The sequence below is a fragment of the Pseudomonas aylmerensis genome (assembly GCF_001702265.1).
Taxonomy (GTDB): domain Bacteria; phylum Pseudomonadota; class Gammaproteobacteria; order Pseudomonadales; family Pseudomonadaceae; genus Aquipseudomonas; species Aquipseudomonas aylmerensis.
On the sequence record NZ_MAUE01000028.1, the window covers coordinates 1 to 18,043 of the forward strand.

Consider the following 18,043-nt stretch of genomic DNA (forward strand, 5'->3'; position numbering starts at 1 on the left):
TTTTCCCAAGGATGTCCAGGCGTTGATCCAGACCGCCGATGGCATCGACTTCGACGCCACGCTGCTCAAGGCGGTGGAACGGCGCAACGCCGAACAGAAAAATACCCTGTTCAACAAACTGTCCAGTCACTTCAAGGGTGAACTGGCGGGCAAGACCTTCGCGCTGTGGGGGCTGAGTTTCAAACCCAATACCGATGACATGCGCGAGGCGCCCAGCCGTGTGCTGATGGAAGCGCTCTGGCGTGCGGGCGCCAAGGTGCAGGCGTTTGACCCGCAGGCCATGGAAGAAACCCAGCGGCTCTACGGCGACCGCGACGACCTGCGCCTGTGCGGGACCAAGGAGGCCGCCCTCAAGGGCGCCGACGCCTTGATGATTGTCACCGAGTGGCAGGTGTTCAAGGCACCGGACTTCACGGTGATCCAGCAGCAGCTCAAACAGCCGTTGATTTTTGACGGGCGCAACCTGTACGACCCCGCGAGTGTGCTGAAGAAAGGCATTCACTACATTTCCATCGGGCGACCTCTCGACACCGTATAGGTCATCCCATGAGCGTAGTTAAAAGAATCGTCAATGGCATTGGTGCCAACTCGTTCGGCCAGGTGGTCAACCTGCTGATCCAGTTGGTGAGTGTGCCGGTACTGATCGCCAGTTGGGGCTTTGGCGCCTACAGCGAGTGGGTGGTGCTGTCGGCGATCCCCACCTACCTGGCGCTGTCTGACCTGGGCGTGACCACGGCGGCGTCGAGCAAGGTGGTGATCTGGCATGAACGCGGGCGGGTCAGGGTGGCCCGTGCGGTCTACAGCACCAGCTTTGCGTTTTTAGTCCTGGCGGGGCTCAGCGTGCTGGTGCTGGCCCTCGGGGCCATGGCGTTTTTCGACCTGTTCGGCGTGCTCAATCTCCACGCCATCAGGAGCCACGATGGGGTGTTGATCCTGTCGGCACTCACCGGCTATTCGCTGCTGTGCCTGTTCACGAACATGATCTCGATCCGCTACCGGGCCAGCAAGGCGTTGCCGTTGTCGGCCTTCATCATGAACGTCATCAGGATGCTCGAATGGACGGCCGCATTGGTGTGCGCCTCGCTCACCCACAGCCTGGTCGCTACCAGCCTGACGTTGCTGGGCGTGCGCCTGATCGGCCTCCTCAGCAAAAACCTGATTGCCAATCGGCTGGGCATCACCTTGCGTTTCGATCCGGCGGCGATCGGCAAGCGTGCGTTCACCACCTTGATCAAACCCTCGATTGCCTCGCTGGCGTTTCCTATCGGCCTGGCGCTGAACGTGCAGGGCTTGATCATCCTGCTGTCGGTGCTGCTGTCGCCGGCCCATGCGGCGATCTTCGGCTTGTACCGCACCATTTCGAGGGTGCTGGTGCAGTTCTCGACGGTGGTCAACCAGTCCCTGTGGCCGGAGATCTCCTATGCATTTTCGGTCGGAGACAACCAATTGGTCAGGAAGATGATTCGCTACGCCTTGAAGTTTTCACTGCCCATCGCCTGTGTGATGGGGGTGCTGGTGGTGGTGTTTGGCGGCACCATATTCGATGTGTGGTCGGGCCGAAAGGACGATTACTCCAGCACCATCATGCTGGTGCTGACCCTCGGCGCACTGACCCATGTGGCCTGGCAGGTGTACTGGGTCGCGTTGATGGCGACGGCGTCCTACTCGCGCTTCGCACTGGTGTTCATGCTGGTGTCGATAGCCAGTGTGCTGGCGGTTTTCGGCCTGGCACAACCCTTCGGCCTGCTTGGCGTCTGCTATGTGCTGGTGGCCACGGAAGTCGTGTTGTTCTGCTTTGCCAGGCACGGTTTTCATCGTCTTGAAGTGAGGATGGCCCGTGTTGATCAATGACTTGATTCGGCAGCGATTGAAAGTCAACCCGCTGACGCTGGAGGGCCTCAAGTACCTGGCCAAGCGTTTGCTGTTGCTGGGCCGGCTGCTCAAGGCCAGTCGCCGCCAGCGTGCATTGCGTCGCCAGGGCGCCACGCTGGGCTCGCTGGTGATGATCAACGCTTGCGAGTTCGAAGGGGCGCTGGAGCGCTTCAGCATTGGTACCGGCAGCTTTATCGGCCAGCGCAGCTTCATTCAATTGCACGCCCCCGTGCGCATCGGCGCCCACGTCGCGATCAATGAGGGCGTGAGGATCCTGACCGGTACCCATGCCATCGATGACCCCGCCTGGCGCCTGAAGGTTGCAGCGGTGGTGATCGGTGATTACGCCTGGATAGCCACCGGCGCGATGATCCTGCCGGGCGTCACGATCGGCGAGGGCGCCGTGGTGGGGGCGGGCAGTGTGGTCAACCGCGATGTGGAACCCTTCACGGTCGTGGCGGGCAACCCGGCGCGGGTCGTCAGGCAGCGTGCCACGCGCACGTTCACCTACAGTCCGGCGCGTTCAAGTGCCATCGTCGAAGCCTGGATGGGGAAATAAAATGATTCTCGTCGCCCATCCCGTCGGTAACCAGAATGTCCGTGCGTTGCTGCGTGCGTTGAATCAACGACAGCTGCTGCATTCCTTTCATACCTCGCTGGCGCTGCACAAGGATTCGCTGTTGTGCCGCCTGCCTATCGTGGGCAAGGAGTGCCTGCGCCGCACCTTTGACCAGGTCGATGGCGCGCTGCTGCACAGCTACCCGCGCTACGACGTGCCGCGCGTGCTCTGCGACAAGCTCAAGTGGTTTCGCCTCACGCAGCGCAACAGCGGAATGTTCTGCCCGGAAAATGTGTACCAGCACATTGACCAGTCCAGCGCGCAGTTCTTGTACCGCTCCGCGCGCAAACCCCGGCACGTGTACGGCTACGACGGCAAGTGCCTGGCCTTGTTCCGCGCGGCTCGCGACATCGGCGGGATCACCCTCAATTATGAGGCGGCCTTTGGCTCGGTCGCCTACGCGTGCAAAGTCCTCGAGCATGAGCGCGAGGCCAACCCCGCGTGGCGCGCCAGCATCCCCAACATCAGTGACGACACCGTGCGCAAGCAGACCACCGAGTTGGCGCTGGCGGACAGGATCATCGTCGCGAGCACGTTTGCCAAGCGAACCCTGGGTGACTTTGGCATCGCCCCGGGCAAGGTCTCGATCACACCCTACGGTGCACCTGCGCCGCTGGTACATCCGCCGGCAGCGGTGCGCCCCGGTGCGCGGTTGAAGGTGATGTTTATCGGCGCGCTGACCCAGCAGAAAGGCCTCTCGTACTTCTTCGAGGCGCTGAACCTGGCCGCCAGCAGTGTTGCCCTCGACGTCACGGTGATCGGTGGGGACTACGCCAACGGCCGTAACCCGACGCTCAACGCCGAGCTGAAAAAGGTCCAGTGGTTCAGCTCGGCCTCCCACGACCAGGTGATTCGCCACCTGCAGGAGGCCGACGTGCTGGTCCTGCCGTCACTCGCCGAGGCGTTCGGCCTGGTGGTGGGTGAAGCGCTGTCCACGGGGACGGCGGTGATCGTCTCGCAGAACTGTGGCGCGGCCGACCTGGTCGTCGAAGGGGTCAATGGCTACGTGGTGCCGATCAGGTCTGCCGAAGCCATTGCCAGCCGCCTGGTGGAACTGGCCAGTGATCGGCAAAAACTCGCGACGTTGAAGCACAACGCGCTGCTGTCTGCCGGCGGCACGACCTGGGACAGCTACGCCAGGGAGGTGCTGGATGCAATCCTTTGCCAGCCCTGAACGGCTCAGCCTGCACGAGCGCTACCGGACCCGCGTGGTCAGTGCGTTCGTGCTCATCTACCTGCTCATCCTGTTCGAAGGGATCTTGCGCAAGTGGGTGGTGCCCGGCCTCAGCTCGGTGATCTATTTCATCAAGGACCCGATTGTCCTTTACATCTACTGGTGTGCCTTCAGGTTCGGGTTCTTTTCGAAAAACCTGGTGTCGGCTTACTTCGTGGTGCTGGTCATGGTGTTCTTCGTGCTGGTGTCGGCGTTTTTATTGAGCAGCCCTGAAGGGTTCGTCATCTACGGCTACGGCGTGCGCAACTACCTGCTGTATTTCCCGTTGATCTTCGTGGCCGGCAAGACCCTCAGGCTGACGGATGTCTATCGGTTCGCGCGCATCACACTGTTTGCCGCGATCCCGATCAGCGTGCTGGTGGTGCTGCAATATTCGTCCGGGCCCCAGGCGTACGTAAACAAAGGCATCGGCGATGACGACTTCATCTTCATGATCGCCGACGGTGTCGTCAGGCCGTATGGGACCTTTACCTTTACCGCCGGGCACGTGGTGTATGTCTCCGCCTGCTTTGCGTTCCTGGTCGCGTCGATCTTCGACAAGGCGCTGTTCCAGGCGGTGTTTGCGCGGCGCTATGGACTCTTTGCGGTGTCTGCGGCCTCGGTGGCGGTGATGTGTTTTCTCACCGGCTCAAGGGCTATCTATGCCTATGCGGCGATCGTATTGCTCGCTGCGCTGGTGGTGGCCTTGATCAAGAAGTCGCAGCGCAACCTGCTGGCGCTGTTCCTGCTGGCGGCCGCGTTGTTTGTCAGCCTGTTGATCTTCATGTCGACCGACAGCTACCAGGTCCTGGTCGAGCGCAACCGCAGCGCGGTGGCCAGTGAAGGCTCACCGGTGACCCGCGCATTTTCCAGCCTGTATGCATTTACCCGGGTGGTCGACGACGCGCCGCTGTGGGGGCACGGCATCGGGTCGGGCACCAATGCCGCCTCGACCCTGCTGCGCGCCGGGCGCGAGCAGGGCGCAGGCTTCTTGCTGGCCGAGGACGAGTGGTCGCGAATTGTCCTGGAGATGGGCCTTCCTGCCGGGGCGATGTTCATCCTGTTCAGGATCTTTGTCCTGCTTTGGTTGCTGCTCAAATCCTATAAGGCGCTGGTGCGCCAGGGCACGGGGGTGCCGTTGCTGCTGTGCGGGTTCCTCGCGCCGATTTTGTTCAACGGGGTGATGACCATGCAGGGCACGTTCCTGGCGTTTGGCGTGCTCTACGCCTGCCTGATTCTCGCGGCCTGCAAGAAATCCTGAATCCACTCAACGCATCAGCGGACGACAGCACTTGAAGTTACTAAGAATCATCTCTTCGGTTAAACCGGAAAATGGCGGCCCGATCAACGCCGCTCGGGAAATTGACAAAGTGCTGGTCCAGGACGGGCATCGGGTGGATGTCTTGACGCTGGATGCGCACTTCGCGGTCGACTACCCGGGCGCTGTGCACTTCATGGGGCCGAGTCGGTTTGGCTATGGGCTGAACGGCAATATCCGCCAATGGCTGGAGCAGCACGCGCGCGAGTACGACTTCTTCATCATCAACGGGTTGTGGCAGTACCACGGTTTTGTCGCCCGCCAGGTGCTGAACGCGCAGGATAGGCCGTACATTGTGTATACCCACGGCATGCTCGACCCCTGGTTCAAGCACGAATACCCGCTCAAGCATTTGAAGAAATGGTTGTACTGGCCGTGGGGTGAGTACCGGGTGCTGAGGGATGCCAAGCGCGTGGTGTTTACCAGCGAGGAAGAGAAAATCCGCGCGCGTGAGTCGTTCTGGCTGTATCGCGCCAACGAAACGATCACCGCCTACGGCACCGCCAGCCCACCGGCTGACGGCGCGCGCCTGGCGCAGGCCTTTATCGGGGATCACCCCGAGTTGCAGGGCAAGCGGCTGATCCTGTTCCTGAGCCGCATCCACGTCAAAAAAGGCTGCGATCACCTGCTGCAGGCGTTTGCCCAGGTTGCCGGCCAGGACGCGCGTTTGCACCTGGTGATGGCCGGCCCCGATCAAGGCGGCTGGGGCCAGGCGCTGCGGGCGCAGGCGGAGCAGTTGGGGATCGCCCACCGCGTGAGCTGGCCTGGCATGTTGCAAGGCGCCGCCAAGTGGGGGGCGTTCTATGCGGCCGAGGTGTTTTGCCTGCCTTCCCATCAGGAGAATTTTGGCGTGGTCGTGGCTGAAGCCCTGGCCTGCGGCAAGCCGGTGCTGATCAGCAACAAGGTGAATATCTGGCGTGAAATCGACCAGGACGCCGTCGGGTTTGTCAGTGAAGACACCGCCGCCGGAACCGTGCTTAACCTGCAACGCTGGCTGCAGCTCGATGTGCCGGGCTACGCGCAGATGTCGGCACGCGCCAAGGTGTGTTTCAGCCAACGCTTTCATATCCGCCGCGGCGCCCAGCGTCTTTTGGAAATCGTGCGGGAGTGTTGCCCATGATTCTCCAAGGCAATGACCCGCATCGCTCGGCGTCATTTTCACTCGGCCATCGGATCCGCCGTCAGCTGTGGAACATGGTGTACGTGGTGCTGTTTCGCACCAGCCCACGCCCGTTTCATGCCTGGCGGGCGTTCTTGCTGCGCCTGTTCGGGGCGCGACTGGGCAAGGGCGTGCACGTGTACCCACGGGCGAAAGTCTGGGCACCGTGGAACCTGGAGCTGGGTGACCACGTCGGGATTGCCGATGGCACCACCCTCTACAACATGGCGTTGATCCGGATCGGGCGCTACAGCGTGATTTCCCAGGGCGCGCATTTGTGCGGCGGCTCCCACGACTACAACAGTCGCAATTTCCAGCTGTATGCCAAGCCCATCGTGCTGGGCGAGCACGTGTGGGTGTGTGCCGAGGCCTTTATCACCCTTGGCGTGTGTATTGCCGATGGCGTGGTGGTGGGCGCGCGCACCCTGGTGATCAAGAGCATCGCGCAGCCATGGACCGTGCATGCCGGGCATCCGTCGCGGCAGATCAGCCAGCGCACCCAACACGTGCAGGAGTCGAGGCCATGACCCGCGAAACCGTCAGCGTCATTATCCTGACCTACAACGAAAGCCTGCACATCGCCCGTGCCATCGACTCGGCACGCGCTTTCAGCGACGAGGTGCTGGTGGTCGACTCGTTCTCCACCGACGACACCTGCGACATCGCCCGCCGTCACGGCGCGCTGGTGGTGCAGCACCCCTTCGTCAACCAGGCCAAGCAGTTCCAGTGGGCGTTGGACCACCTGCCGATTACCGGTAACTGGACGATGCGCCTGGACGCCGACGAGATCATCGAGGCTGACCTCGCCGCCGCGATCAATACCCGCTTGCCGACATTGGCCGGCGATATCACCGGCATCAACTTCAAGCGCAAGCATATTTTCATGGGGCGCTGGGTGCGCCACGGCGGGCGTTACCCGCTCAAGATGCTGCGCCTGTGGCGCAGCGGGCTGGGGCGCGTGGAAGACCGCTGGATGGATGAGCACATCTCGGTGGCCGAGGGCCGCACCATCACCCTCGACGGCGGATTTGCCGACCATAACCTGCATGACCTGACCTTCTTCACCCACAAGCACAACCAGTACGCCACCCGCGAGGCGATCGAAGTGCTGAACGCACGGCTGGGGTTGTTTGCGATCCGCGATGAACTGCACACCGGGCAGAGTTCCTTGCAGGCCCGCACCAAGCGCCTGGTGAAGAACCGCCTGTACAACCGCGTGCCGTTCACCCTGAGTTCCACCGCGTATTTCCTGTGGCGCTACATCATCCAGCTGGGGTTTCTCGATGGCCGCAGTGGCCTGGTCTATCACCTGCTGCAGGGCTACTGGTACCGCTTCCTGGTGGGCGCAAAAGTGCTCGAACTGGAAACCGCGATTGCTCACTTAACCGACAAGGAAGCCATTGTCCGGGAACTTTCGAAGTTGACCGGCCATAACTTGAACCTGCCCACACCGAAGTAACTGACCGTTTTTAACAAACACCCAAGTTTGGGTGAAGGCCTTCGCTCGCCTATCAATCGGGAGACAGACATGAACAAAGTTGCGCTTATTACCGGGATTACCGGTCAGGACGGCTCGTACCTGGCGGAGCTGCTGCTGGAAAAAGGCTATACCGTGCACGGTCTCAAGCGGCGTTCATCGTCGTTCAATACCCAGCGCATCGATCATATTTACCAGGACCCCCAAGCCCTGCACAAAAACCTGATCCTGCACTATGGCGACCTGGCGGATTCGTCGAACCTGACGCGCATCATCCAGCAGATCCAACCGGACGAAATCTACAACCTCGGCGCGCAATCCCACGTCGCCGTGAGCTTCGATTCACCGGAGTACACCGCCGACGTGGATGCCCTCGGCACGTTGCGCATCCTTGAGGCAATCCGCCTGCTGGGCCTGGAAAAGAAGACCCGCTTCTACCAGGCCTCGACCTCCGAGTTGTACGGGCTGGTGCAGGAAACCCCGCAGAAGGAAACCACGCCGTTCTACCCGCGCTCGCCCTATGCGGTGGCCAAGCTGTATGCCTACTGGATCACCGTGAACTTTCGCGAGGCCTACGGGCTATACGCGTGCAACGGCATCCTGTTCAACCACGAGTCGCCGCGTCGCGGCGAAACCTTTGTGACGCGCAAGATCACCCGCGCCCTGACCAACATCGCGCTGGGCCTGGAGCAGTGCCTGTACATGGGCAACATGGACGCGCTGCGCGACTGGGGCCATGCCAAGGACTACGTGCGCATGCAGTGGATGATGCTGCAGCAGGACAGCCCCGAGGACTTTGTGATCGCCACCGGCGTGCAGTATTCGGTGCGTGACTTCATTCGCTGGTCGGCGGCGGAACTGGGCGTGCGCCTGCGCTTTGTCGGCAAAGGCGTGGAGGAAGTGGCGGTGGTGGAACACATCGACGGTGACCTGGCACCGGGCGTCCTGGTCGGCGATGTGATTGTGCGGGTGGACCCGCGTTACTTCCGCCCGGCGGAGGTCGAGACGCTGCTGGGCGACCCGTCCAAGGCCAAGCACAAACTAGGCTGGACCCCGGAGATCAGCGCCCAGGAAATGTGTGCGGAGATGGTGCGCGAAGACCTCAAGGTCGCCCAGCGCCATGCCTTGTTGCGCCTGCATGGGCATGATGCACCGATTGCCGTGGAGAACTGAGCATGGCACGTGATCTGGATGCGCGGATTTTTGTCGCCGGCCATCGCGGCATGGTCGGCTCGGCCATTGTGCGGCGCCTGTGGGCCTTGGGCTATACCCGAATCCTCACGGCCAGCCGTGATCAACTCGACCTGCTCGACCCGACGGCGGTGCAGGCGTACTTCGCCGAGCAGCAGGTGGAGCAGGTGTACCTGGCGGCTGCCAAGGTCGGCGGGATTCATGCGAATGCCACGTACCCGGCCGATTTCATCTACCAGAACCTGATGATCCAGGCCAACGTGATCCACGCCGCCCACAGCCATGGCGTGGCAAAACTGTTGTTCCTCGGCTCCTCCTGCATCTACCCGGTGCATGCACCGCAGCCGATGATCGAAGCGGTGTTGCTCGACGGCGCGCTGGAGCCCACCAACGAACCCTACGCGGTGGCCAAGATCGCCGGCATCAAGCTGTGCGAAAGCTACAACCGCCAGCACGGCCGCGACTACCGCAGCGTGATGCCGACCAACCTGTATGGCCCTGGCGACAATTACCACCCCGAAAACAGCCATGTGATCGCGGCGCTGTTGCGGCGCTTCCATGAGGCAACCCAGCGTGGCGATGACGAAGTGGTGATCTGGGGCAGCGGCCGGCCCCGGCGTGAGTTCCTTCATGTGGACGACATGGCCGCCGCCAGCGTGCATGTCATGGAGCTGAGCCCCGAGCGCTATCGCGAGCAGACCCAGCCGACGCGCTCGCATTTGAATGTCGGCACCGGCGTGGACTGCACCATCGCCGAGTTGGCCCAGGCGCTGGTGCGGGTCACCGGCTTCAAGGGGCGCTTGCGCTTTGACGCGAGCAAGCCCGACGGCGCCCCGCGTAAATTGCTCGATGTGAGCCGCATCAATGCCTTGGGCTGGGAGGCCTATGTGCCGTTGGAGGAGGGCCTGCGCGATGCCTACAACGCCTATCTCGCCGCCCTTGAACAGCCACGGGGCCAGTGATGAAAATCCTTCTGTACGGCATCAATTACAGCCCGGAACTCACCGGTATCGGCAAGTACAGCGGTGAACAGGCGCGCTGGTTGGCCAGCCAGGGGCATGACGTGCGCGTGGTGACGGCGCCGCCGTATTACCCGCACTGGCAGGTGGGCGCGGGCTATTCGCCGTGGCGCTATCGCACTGAACAAGACCATGGCGTGACGGTGATTCGCTGCCCGCTGTATGTGCCACACCAGCCCACCGCGCTGACGCGGTTGCTGCACCTGATCAGCTTTTGCGCCAGCTCGTCGTTGGCGGTGCTGGGGCAGCTGCGCTGGAAGCCGGACCTGGTAATGCTGGTAGTGCCGACATTGTTTTGTGCGCCCCAGGCGTTGCTGCTGGCCAAGCTCAGCGGCGCGCGCTCGGTGCTGCATATTCAGGACTACGAAGTCGATGCAATGTTCGGCCTCGGCCTCGGTGGCGGATCACTGTTGCGGCGCGTGGCGTTTGGCATTGAACGCTGGTTGCTGCGGCGGTTCGACCGGGTGTCGACGATTTCCACCGGTATGCTCGACAAGGCCCGTGGCAAAGGCGTGCACAGCCAGCGGTTGCTGTTTTTTCCCAACTGGTCGGAGACCGCGCGTTTTCGCCAGGTGCCGCGCAACTGCGCATTGCTGCAACGTCTGGGGGTACCGGTGGGTGCGCGGGTGCTGTTGTACTCGGGCAACATCGGCGAGAAGCAGGGGCTGGAACTGATCCTCGAGGCTGCCAAGGCCCATGCCCAGCGTGCGGAATTGGTCTTTCTGATTGTCGGCGAGGGTACGGGCAAGGCGCGGTTGCTGGAGCGCGTCGAACGCGATGACTTGCGCAATGTGCTGTTTGCACCGTTGCAGGCGTATGCCGACCTGCCGGCCCTGTTGGCGTCGGCAGACGCGCACCTGGTGATTCAGAAGCGCGGGGTGGCGGACGCGGTGCTGCCGTCCAAGCTCACCAACATTCTGGCGGTGGGGGGCAACGCGATCATCACCGCCGATCCAGGCACTACCCTCGGCCGCCTGTGCGAGGAGCACCAGGGCATTGCCGTGCTGATCGAACCGGAGTCGGTCGCCGCGCTGAACGCCGGGATCGAGCGCGTGCTGGCACTGCCCGCGCGCAATGAGGTGGCGTTGAACTACGCCAAGGAGTTCCTCGACAAGGAACGCATTCTGCAACGTTTCCTGGCACAGGTTTGACGTGTATGTGGCTTGATTTACCGACCTTCCAGACGGTCGTGGCATCGACGCCGCTGGTGGCGATTGACCTGGTGGTGCGCAACAGCCGAGGCGATGCGCTGCTGGGCCTGCGCGTCAATCGCCCGGCCTATGGGTACTGGTTCGTGCCCGGCGGGCGTATCTACAAGAACGAAAGCCTCGACAGCGCGTTTCGGCGCATCAGCCGCGACGAACTGGGACACCCGTTCGAGCGCGCCCATGCACGGCTGCTGGGCGTGTTCGAACACTTCTACGATGACAGCGTATTTGCCAACGCCGGAGCCGGGCCGGACACCCACTACGTGGTGCTCAGCTATTGCCTGGAGCTGGCTGACCACCAGACGCTGCAGCCGCCCACGGAGCAACACCGGCAGTATCGCTGGTGGCCCCAGGACGAACTGCGTTTCAGCCCACGGGTGCACGAAAACACCCGCGCCTATTTCTGATTCTCCCGAGGATGCTCTGATGTTATTACCGGTGATCATGGCGGGAGGGTCGGGGTCGCGCCTGTGGCCGCTCTCGCGGCAGTTGAACCCCAAACAGTTCCTGCGCCTGACCGACGCGCACCTGTCGATGCTGCAGCAGACCATCGCCCGGCTGGAAGGCGCCAATGTCGCCGTGCCGCAGTTGATCTGCAACGAACAGCACCGTTTCCTGGTGGCCGAGCAATTGCGCCAGCTGGGCCTGGAGCACGCGAGCATCCTGCTTGAACCGGTGGGGCGCAACACCGCGCCGGCGATTGCGCTGGCGGCGTGCAAGGCGCTGGCCGAGGCCGAGGACCCGATCCTGCTGGTGCTGGCCGCTGACCACTTGATCGAGGATATCCCGGCGTTCCATGCCAGCCTCGAGGTGGCGCTGCCGCTGGCCCGCGCTGGCAAGCTGGTGACGTTCGGCATCACACCCACCCGTGCGCACACCGGCTATGGCTATATCGAGCGGGGGGACGAGGTAGGCGAGGGCGGTTACCAGGTCCGGCGCTTTGTCGAGAAACCGGACGCGGCCACCGCGGCAACGTATGTGGCCAGTGGCGGTTATTTCTGGAACAGCGGCATGTTCATGTTCCGCGCCAGCCGTTACCTGCAGGAGCTGGAGCGCTTTCAACCGGCGATCCTCGAAGCCTGCCGCGTGGCACTCGAGGGCGGCAGCCAGGACCAGCCGTTTACCCGGGTTCACGCAGCCACCTTCGCGGCCTGCCCGGATGACTCCATCGACTACGCCGTGATGGAGAAAACCGCCGACGCGGTGATGGTGCCGCTGCAGGCGGGCTGGAGTGATATCGGCTCCTGGTCGGCGTTGTGGGAGGCCAGTGAAAAAGATGCCCGTGGCAACGTCATACGCGGCGACGGGTTGACCCTGGATACGCGCGACAGCTACGTGCACGCCGACAGTCGGCTGGTGGCCACGGTGGGCGTGCAGGACCTGATCATTATCGAGACCAAGGACGCGGTGCTGGTGGCCCACAAGGACCAGGTGCAGCAGGTCAAGGCTATCGTCGACCAGCTCAAGCAGGCCGGCCGCCATGAGCACCTCAACCACCGCGAGGTGTACCGGCCCTGGGGCATGTACGACTCGGTCGACGCTGGCCCGCGCTATCAGGTCAAGCGCATCACCGTGAAGCCGGGGGCAAAGTTGTCGGTGCAAATGCACCACCACCGCGCCGAGCATTGGATCGTGGTCAGCGGTACGGCACGGGTGACCAATGGCGAGCAGACCTACCTGGTCTCGGAAAACCAGTCGACGTATATCCCCATCGGCCAGGTGCATGCGCTGGAAAATCCCGGGGTGATCCCACTCGAGTTAATTGAAGTGCAGTCGGGCGCTTATTTGGGCGAGGACGATATTGTGCGCTTTGAAGACAAGTACGGCAGGGCCTGAAGTTTTCGACAATTAATAACATTCGCCCTGACGCCCATTGCTACCAATGCACGCACTGCCGGGCGCTTCATCGCTAAAACGTTATTTTCAACTGAGTGAGCACGTTTTTATCCATCTGGTGTGCGGTTTAGTTGAATGGCACTATCGGCCGGACTACTCACTGACGATAAGGAGTCTGTTATGAGAAAACCACTGGCTATTATGTTGCTCAGTCTCTTGAGTACGTCGGCGCTGGCTGCCGAGTTGCCGTTGGGCCTCGACACGACCGTGGTGGGTTCGGTGACGGTCGGCGAAACCCTGCTGATCGGCAGCGCGATTGTCGCCGGCGTGGCGGCTGCGTCCAACAGCGGCGGCAGTTCCAACGGTGGCACGACCACGGGCACCACCGGCACGACCGGTACCACGGGCACCGGCAACTAAGTTGTAGACCTTCCTTTTACAGGCCGCTTGGAATCCCCGTCCAAGTGGTCTTTTTTTCTTGTCGAATATCGCGAGTGTCCGAGCACTATGAGGCGTCTTTTTCCTGTTGCGGCCGTGGCCGCTGCATTGTTGCAAGGTTGCATGTTTGCCCCGGGCCAATATATGAATACCGAGGCAATGACCCAGGAGGGTAGCGCTGAAAGTAGCCGCGTGGAGTTAATTCCGATCACCCCAAAGTTATTGGCCATGGACGCCGCCACGCGCGAGCCTTATTCATTACCCAAAGAACTACTGGATTATAAACCGGCGCCTTATTTGATCGGTCCCAATGACGCGTTGTATATCACGGTCTGGGACCACCCCGAACTGACCGCGCCGTCCGGCCCGCAACAGCAGATCGATGCCAACGGCCGGCTGGTCAATCCGGATGGCAACCTGTTCTACCCGTATGTCGGTGAAGTGGTTGCCAAGGGCCGGACCCTGGCCGCGCTGCGCAGTGAGATCACCGAGAAGCTGCGCCAATACATCGACAGCCCGCAAGTGGATGTCAGCGTCCTGCGCTTTGCCAGCCAGCGCGTGGTCGTGACCGGCGCGGTCGCCAAGGCCGGGCCGGTGCCGATCACCACGATCCCGATGAGCGTGATGGAGGCGGTGGCCACCTCGGGTATCGACCCGCAGAATGCCGACCTCTCCAACCTGACCCTGACCCGTGGCGGCAAGCGCTACACCCTCGACCTGGACACGTTGAACAAGGACCCGTCGCGCCTCAACGATATCTACGTCAAGGACGGCGACCAGCTGTACCTGCCCTACAACGACCGCAAGCGTATCTATGTGATGGGCGAGGTCATGCAGCCCCGCGCCCTGAGCTTCAAGACCCGCAGCATGAACCTCTCCGATGTGCTGGGCTCGGCAGGCGGGGTCAACCAGAACACCTCGAATGCCGACGCCATCTACGTGATCCGTGGCGCACAGAACATCGAGGTGGAGCCGGCCAAGGTGTTCCAGCTGGAAGCCGCGTCGCCCTCCGCCATGGCCCTGGCCACGCGCTTTGATGTGCAGCCCCAGGACGTGGTGTTTGTCGGCCCCGCCAATATCACGCGCTGGAACCGTTTTATCAGCCAGTTGCTGCCGTCCGCTTCGATCATTGGCATCGGCGCTTCCACTCAAAACAACCTGAGCGAAGCCAGCAGCCGATAAGGTGGACCTTGCGTGAACAGTCTGAAGCGTACGATTTACGCGTCTACGGCGTGGTTACTGTGTGCCTGCAATCCACTGATGCAGGCCTCGCTCGATACCTTCAAGGCGGCGGCTGGCGGGCCTTCGCCGCTGGTGGTGAGCCAGGCCCAGGTGGACGCCGTGCCCTTTCCCCAGATCAAGGTCACCACGGTGTCCAGCGAAGGCGTGATGGCGCTGATTCGCCAGCGCGGCGACCTGCAGTTCTGGGTCGCTTCCGGCAAGCAGGTGCTGCTGATACGCGATGGCCTGGTGGTGCGTACGGTCGGCCTGGGCGCCGATCTGGATGGCACGCGCTGGCAAGGCCGGTCGCCGTTCCAGCAGGGCTTGCACCGCGTGCCCGACGGCTATCGCAGCACACGCCAGATCGATGTGGTCGAGGGCTATCAGCTGGGGATCACGATCACCAGCCGCTTTCAACGCCGGGGCATCGAGACCCTGGAGATCCTCGACAAACCCTACGCCTTGCTGCGCATCGATGAGGACATCGAGGCCCAGGCCCTGGGTTTTCATGCGCGCAACCGTTATTGGGTCGACCCGGTTGACGGCACGATCGTGCAGAGCGAGCAGCACCTCACCCCCCGTTTGAGCCTGACCATCACCCAACTCAAACCCGCCCGCAAGGAGGCGCCATGACGCTGCGCAGAAGATGGGCCCTGGCGTTGCTGTGGAGCTGTGCCACGGCCTGCCAGGCAGCGGTGACCGTCAGCGGCGACACGCAGCCCATCAGCTGGCGACCGGGTATGCGCCTGCTCGACGTGATGACCGCCGCGCAACCGGATGCCCAGGGCTATTGGCTGGCGGCGGCCTGGCTGCACCAACCCTTGCTGGAGCGCCAGGCACGGCTCAAGGCCGGCGTGCTGTTTGACCTGGACACCCTGCGCCGTGCCGCGTGGGCGGCCGGGCGTGAGAGCCGGGCGCGGGCAGCGGCGCAGCTGTATCGACAGGTACTGGCGCTGCCGGTCACCGGTCGCCAGATCGCCAAGCTCGACCCGGTGGCAGTGGAGGTCGGCTTTGCGCCCAACCTGCCGGTCAGTGAGGGTGATCGCCTGATCTACCCGTCACGACCCGACACCGTGCGCGTGTTCGGCGCCGTCGTCGCCACCTGCACCTTGGCATTCCAGCCGATGCAACTGGCGCGCGCTTACCTGCGCGCCTGTCCGGCCCTGGCAGAGGCGGATGCCGACCAGGTGTGGCTGATCCAGCCCGATGGGCATGTCACGCGCCTGGGCGTTGCCCCCTGGAATCGCGCAGACGGCCTGCCGCTCGCGCCCGGCAGCACGCTGCTGGTGCCGATCCGCAGCGATGACCTGGACACTCCCACGCCCGAGCTGAACCCGCAACTGGCCGAGTTTATTGGCACCCAACCCCTGGCCGAGGTCTCGCCTTGAAATTATGTATTGCAGCCGTGCTGCTGGTGCCGTGTGGCGTCGTGCATGGCGATCCCCGTTATACCCAAAGCGATTTCGGCGGCGTCGGGCTGCTGCAAACGCCCACCGCCCGCATGGCGCCCGCCGGCGAACTCAGCGTGAACGCCAACCGGACCGAGCCCTACAGTCGCTACAGTTTTTCCGCGCAGCCGCTGGACTGGCTGGAAGGCACCTTTCGCTACACCGCGATTACCAACCGCCCGTATGGCGCCGAGTCGTTCAGTGGTGGCCAGAGTTACAAGGACAAGGCGGTCGATGCCAAGGTGCGCCTCTATCAGGAAAGCCACTGGTTGCCCGAGGTGGCGCTGGGGCTGATGGACCTGGGCGGCACCGGCCTGTTCTCCAGCGAATACCTGGTGGCCAACAAGCGCTACGGCGACCTGGATTTCAGCGCCGGCATCGCCTGGGGCTACCTGGGCAGTCGCGGCGATTTCGGCAACCCGCTGGGCGCGGTGGACGACAGTTTCAACACGCGGCCCACCGCCGAAGGCTCCGGCAGTTTTTCCAACGGCTACTTTCGCGGCCGCCCCGCAGTGTTTGGCGGTGTCGCCTACCAGACACCCTGGGCGCCGCTGAGCCTCAAGCTCGAAGTGGAGGGCAACGACTACAAGCACGAGCCCCGCGACAACCACTTTCGCCAGGACTCGCCGATCAACCTGGGCATGGTCTACAAGCTCGCTGACTCCATCGACGTGAGCGCCGCCTGGGAGCGTGGCAACACCGCCATGTTCGGCATCACCTTGCACACCAATTTCGTCAGCCGCAAAGCGCCGGTCAAGACCTACGATCCACCGCCGCCCAAGCTGCCGACGATGCCGCCCACCACGCCGATGGACCAGGTCGATTGGGCCGCCGTGTCCCAGCGCCTGCACGACAACGCCGGCTACAACGTGCAACGTATCGCCCAGCGCGGGCCGGAGTTGCTGGTGTATGGCGAGCAGCAGCGCTACTTCTACAGTGCCAAGGCAGTGGGTCGCGCCAGTCGGATCCTCGACAACAGCGTCAATGACCAGATCGATTGGTTCACCCTGGTCAGCGAGCGCTACGCCATGCCGATCGAGGAAACCAGTGTGCCGCGCAAGACCTTCCGCGAGGTGGTCGACAACCGTGAGCCCCTGGAGAACCTGCACCGCCAGGCCGAAGTCAATCGGCCCAGCGCCACTCCACCGACCGTACTCTATACCCAGCCACCCAAGCCCTTGAGCTATGGCTTGGGCCTGGGCTACAAGCAGAATGTCGGCGGGCCGGATGGCTTGCTCTACCAGGTCTCCGCCGACCTCGACGCCGAGTACCGCTTCACCCGCAATACGTGGTGGAGTGGCCTGCTCAGTGTCAACCTGCTGAACAACTACGACGGTTTCACCTACGACGCCCCCACTGGCCTGCCCAGGGTGCGCACCGACCTGCGCCGCTACATGACCAGCTCCGATGTGACCCTGCCGACCTTCCAGCTCAACCATGCGCAGCGACTCGACCAGGACCTGTACGGCATGGTCTACGGCGGCCTGCTGGAGTCGATGTATGCCGGGGTCGGCAGTGAAGTGCTGTACCGCCCGATGGGCCAGCGCTGGGCATTGGGAGCGGACCTCAACTACGTGCGCCAACGCGGTTTCGAGCAGGATTTCAGCCTGCGTGACTACCGCACCGTCACCGGCCATATCACCGGCTACAGCGAGTTGCCGTTCAACCTGCAGGGCGCATTGAGCGTAGGCCGCTACCTGGCCAGGGACTGGGGGGCCACCCTGGACCTGTCGCGCGAATTCAACAATGGCGTGCGGATTGGGGCCTGGGTCACGCGCACCAACGTGTCCAAGGAAGACTTTGGCGAAGGCAGCTTCGATAAGGGCCTCTACCTGTCCGTTCCCTTCGATGAGTTGATGAGCCTGTCGACGATGCGCCGCGCCAACCTGGTGTGGGCGCCGCTGACCCGTGATGGCGGGGCCAGGTTGAACCGCGCGTATTCACTGCATTCGATGACTGATGGACGCGACAGTGACCTGTTCTACAAGAACATCGACAAGATCACTGAGTGAGGCGGGAAGGGG

General features: G+C 62.8%; 18 protein-coding genes. All 18 read left to right on the top strand.

All coding sequences use genetic code 11. The features are described from left to right. Positions 1-538, top strand: a 538-nt coding sequence (locus tag BBG20_RS19615; RefSeq protein ID WP_141697305.1) for a UDP binding domain-containing protein, incomplete at its 5' end; no start/stop codon positions are given. Between the two features lie 8 nt (positions 539-546). Next, on the top strand, positions 547-1,851 hold the full coding sequence (locus BBG20_RS19620; protein WP_065906181.1) for a lipopolysaccharide biosynthesis protein: 1,305 nt from the start codon (positions 547-549) through the stop codon (positions 1,849-1,851). Continuing rightward, positions 1,838-2,431: an acyltransferase gene (locus tag BBG20_RS33395; protein ID WP_319025273.1), complete on the top strand. Its 594-nt coding sequence runs from the start codon at positions 1,838-1,840 to the stop codon at positions 2,429-2,431. The genes BBG20_RS19620 and BBG20_RS33395 overlap by 14 nt, the downstream gene beginning before the upstream one ends. Before the next feature lies 1 nt (position 2,432). Beyond that, entirely contained in the window at positions 2,433-3,665 is a 1,233-nt protein-coding gene (locus BBG20_RS19630; protein ID WP_065906183.1) for a glycosyltransferase family 4 protein, read from the top strand. Beyond that, entirely contained in the window at positions 3,643-4,965 is a 1,323-nt protein-coding gene (locus tag BBG20_RS19635) for an O-antigen ligase family protein (protein WP_065906185.1), read from the top strand. The genes BBG20_RS19630 and BBG20_RS19635 overlap by 23 nt, the downstream gene beginning before the upstream one ends. Positions 4,966-4,996: 31 nt before the next feature. Continuing rightward, complete coding sequence (locus tag BBG20_RS19640) at positions 4,997-6,142, top strand: glycosyltransferase (protein ID WP_065906187.1); 1,146 nt, start codon at positions 4,997-4,999, stop codon at positions 6,140-6,142. Further along, positions 6,139-6,708: an LbetaH domain-containing protein gene (locus BBG20_RS19645; RefSeq protein WP_065906189.1), complete on the top strand. Its 570-nt coding sequence runs from the start codon at positions 6,139-6,141 to the stop codon at positions 6,706-6,708. Before BBG20_RS19640 ends, BBG20_RS19645 begins: the two co-directional genes overlap by 4 nt. Further along, on the top strand, positions 6,705-7,640 hold the full coding sequence (locus BBG20_RS19650; RefSeq protein WP_065906191.1) for a glycosyltransferase family 2 protein: 936 nt from the start codon (positions 6,705-6,707) through the stop codon (positions 7,638-7,640). The genes BBG20_RS19645 and BBG20_RS19650 overlap by 4 nt, the downstream gene beginning before the upstream one ends. 69 nt (positions 7,641-7,709) lie before the next feature. Further along, entirely contained in the window at positions 7,710-8,831 is a 1,122-nt protein-coding gene (gene gmd / locus BBG20_RS19655) for a GDP-mannose 4,6-dehydratase (protein ID WP_065906193.1), read from the top strand. 2 nt (positions 8,832-8,833) lie between these two features. Beyond that, positions 8,834-9,811: a GDP-L-fucose synthase gene (gene fcl / locus BBG20_RS19660; protein WP_065906194.1), complete on the top strand. Its 978-nt coding sequence runs from the start codon at positions 8,834-8,836 to the stop codon at positions 9,809-9,811. Next, positions 9,811-11,019 (top strand): glycosyltransferase WbuB, encoded by a 1,209-nt coding sequence (locus BBG20_RS19665; protein ID WP_065906196.1) that lies wholly within the window; start codon positions 9,811-9,813, stop codon positions 11,017-11,019. The genes fcl and BBG20_RS19665 overlap by 1 nt, the downstream gene beginning before the upstream one ends. Positions 11,020-11,024: 5 nt before the next feature. Then, a complete protein-coding gene (locus tag BBG20_RS19670) occupies positions 11,025-11,483 on the top strand; it encodes a GDP-mannose mannosyl hydrolase (RefSeq protein ID WP_065906198.1) in 459 nt (152 codons plus the stop codon). Positions 11,484-11,502: 19 nt separating this feature from the next. Beyond that, positions 11,503-12,912 carry a mannose-1-phosphate guanylyltransferase/mannose-6-phosphate isomerase gene (locus BBG20_RS19675; RefSeq protein ID WP_065906200.1) on the top strand — a complete coding sequence of 470 codons (1,410 nt, stop codon included), beginning with the start codon at positions 11,503-11,505 and terminating at the stop codon, positions 12,910-12,912. Positions 12,913-13,092: 180 nt separating this feature from the next. Beyond that, positions 13,093-13,332, top strand: a complete 240-nt coding sequence (locus BBG20_RS19680; RefSeq protein ID WP_065906202.1) for a hypothetical protein — start codon at positions 13,093-13,095, stop codon at positions 13,330-13,332. Between the two features lie 87 nt (positions 13,333-13,419). Further along, positions 13,420-14,532, top strand: coding sequence for a polysaccharide biosynthesis/export family protein (locus BBG20_RS19685; protein WP_083221444.1), 1,113 nt, complete (start codon positions 13,420-13,422; stop codon positions 14,530-14,532). Between the two features lie 12 nt (positions 14,533-14,544). Then, positions 14,545-15,204, top strand: a complete 660-nt coding sequence (locus tag BBG20_RS19690) for a YjbF family lipoprotein (protein WP_083221445.1) — start codon at positions 14,545-14,547, stop codon at positions 15,202-15,204. After that, positions 15,201-15,959: a capsule biosynthesis GfcC family protein gene (locus tag BBG20_RS19695; RefSeq protein ID WP_065906208.1), complete on the top strand. Its 759-nt coding sequence runs from the start codon at positions 15,201-15,203 to the stop codon at positions 15,957-15,959. Before BBG20_RS19690 ends, BBG20_RS19695 begins: the two co-directional genes overlap by 4 nt. Then, a complete protein-coding gene (locus tag BBG20_RS19700; RefSeq protein ID WP_065906210.1) occupies positions 15,956-18,031 on the top strand; it encodes a YjbH domain-containing protein in 2,076 nt (691 codons plus the stop codon). The genes BBG20_RS19695 and BBG20_RS19700 overlap by 4 nt, the downstream gene beginning before the upstream one ends. The last annotated feature ends 12 nt before the right edge of the window (positions 18,032-18,043 follow it).